Raw genomic sequence first — 2,275 nt, forward strand, 5'->3', positions numbered from 1 at the left:
ACTTCTTGATTCGCAGAGTTTTTCTTATATCCGTCAGAACAGGCATGAGCTCTCACGATTGTTCCGTCAATTATGTGCACTTCCAAATCTGGCTCTTGTGTATATTTAAGCAACTTTTCCCAAATTTTCTTTTCACACCACCTTTTAAATCGCCTGTGTATACCCCTGTAATTGGCATATATTTTAGGTAAAAGCCTACACTGGCAGCCACTTTTGGCCATGTACCACACTGTTTCCACAAATATTCTCAATTTCTCTTTGCTCTTGCTGTGTATTCCTTTCACGCTTTTCAAAAAACTAAAAACTTGTTTTCAATTTCCTTCTTTTATATAATATGCCATTTGGTAGTTTCTCTATTTTTAGCTAAGTTAAACTACCAGTTTTTGCTACATCTTTCCTTATTTTCTCATGATAAACTTTTTTCACAGAGACTAGTATTCAAATTCCCCCTTGTCTATTTGACGTTCTATACTGTCTTAAACGACTTATAAGCGCGTTTCAGCTTGAAAACCAGAAGTTTTAAAAAGACATGAGGTGCACATAGTGCAAAAATTTAAACATGAGACGCCAAATACCCTAAGTTTTTTGTCATTAACCTACACAGATTGCGAAGATAAATAAATAGTTTCAGTATCATTATAAGGGGGTTGGTGAAGATTGTCAAGTAGTTTTTTTGTTTCTATTGGGTGAAGTTATAACTTTCTGTGTACAGTAGGGCAGGGACTAGTCCTCTTTGTTGTTTTCCTTTCTCTTGCTTTCTCATTGTTAGTATCACCTTCTTTGCATATGCCTCATTTTTTGGTATAATGCGCCATTTAAGCTTCAAAATAACATCCTGAAAAACTTTTCTATGTAATTTAATTCCTGTACGTCGTTTACTGCGTAAAGTGGTGCTGTTTGCTGCTCAATACCCGGTATTTCTATAAGAACTTTGCCTACTTCTTGCCCTTTTTTAATTGGTGCAGGTATCATATCTTTATATTCAACACGCACCTTAATTTTATCATGCAAGTTGCGGCTATAGGTTATAGTAACGTCGTTTGCAACTGTGATGGGCACTTTTCTGTCTTTTCCGTATAGAACATTTATTTCCTCAACTACATCGTCCTTAGCGAATATTTTCCTAGTGCTAAAATGATTTAAGGAATACTGTATCAGTCTTTTTGCTTCTTCTATTCGCTCTCTTTCAGTACTCAGCCCATTTACAACGGCGAAAATTCTCCTGTCGTTCCGTTTTGCAGATACTACAATTCCGTAACCGCCAGCGTTTGTATAGCCGGTTTTTAGGCCATCAACTCCGATATCGTGAAAAAGTAGAAGATTTTTATTTTTTTGTAAAATGTCATTATATGTAAAATATTGCTCAGAAAATAAATCGTAATACTCGGGGAAATCAGTGAAAATCCTCTTCGCCAATATTGCCAGATCTTTTGCGCTCATGAAATGATTTTCATCCGGCCACCCGCTTGAATTGACAAAATGACTGTTGTTTAGATTCAGGTTATGCGCAACTTCATTCATTTCCATTACGAAATTCTCTTCTGACCCTGCAATGCCCTCAGCTAGCGTGATGCAAGCATCATTACCTGAAACTATTACAATTCCTTCGAGTAGTTCTTTCACCGTAACAGATTGACCTTCCCTCAAAAACATGGAAGAGCCTTTCCTTTCCCACGCTTTTCTACTTACTCGAAACTTATCTTCCATGTTGATTATTCCAGCTTTTAGGTAATCGAAGGCCACGTATAAAGTCATCAACTTACTCATTGAAGATGGGGCCATTTTTTCATCGGAATTATGCTCAAAGATGAACGAATCTGAGGCTAAATCTAAGACTACTGCTTGGTTTGCTTTGGTTCTAAATTGATATGAATATGAAGGAAAAGAGAGTAAAAAAACTGATAGTAAGATTACCAGTTTGCCTAATATATCCATAGTTTCAAAAATTTATAGTGCACTAATCAATAGTATAGTTTTGCAGGGGTATTTCAATAGATCTCTTGCATTTGCATAAAAAACGGTAGCCTACTTTGTAGCTAACACCGGCATAGAAACAGAGTCAAAAAAACTACTTGACAAATTCTTTCAACCCCCTTATAATGATACTGAAACTATTTGTTTATCTTCGCAATCTGTGCAGGTTAATGACAAAAAACTTAGTGTATTTGGCGTCTCATGTTTAAATTTTTGCACTATGTGCACCTCACGTCTTTTTAAAACTTCTGGTTTTCAAGCTGAAACGCGCTTATAAGTCGTTTAAGACAGTATAGAACGT

At 36.1% G+C, this 2,275-nt stretch carries 2 protein-coding genes; both read right to left on the reverse strand.

Features of this window, described 5'->3' with window-relative positions:
* Positions 1–284: transposase (locus GO685_RS04855; RefSeq protein WP_343033219.1), on the reverse strand; the 284-nt coding region annotated here is incomplete at its 3' end.
* Between the two features lie 538 nt (positions 285–822).
* Positions 823–1,929, reverse strand: a complete 1,107-nt coding sequence (locus GO685_RS04860; RefSeq protein ID WP_175937814.1) for a serine hydrolase — start codon at positions 1,927–1,929, stop codon at positions 823–825.
* Positions 1,930–2,275 lie beyond the last annotated feature (346 nt).

This window comes from Wolbachia endosymbiont of Madathamugadia hiepei, from assembly GCF_013366855.1.
Taxonomy (GTDB): Bacteria; Pseudomonadota; Alphaproteobacteria; order Rickettsiales; family Anaplasmataceae; genus Wolbachia.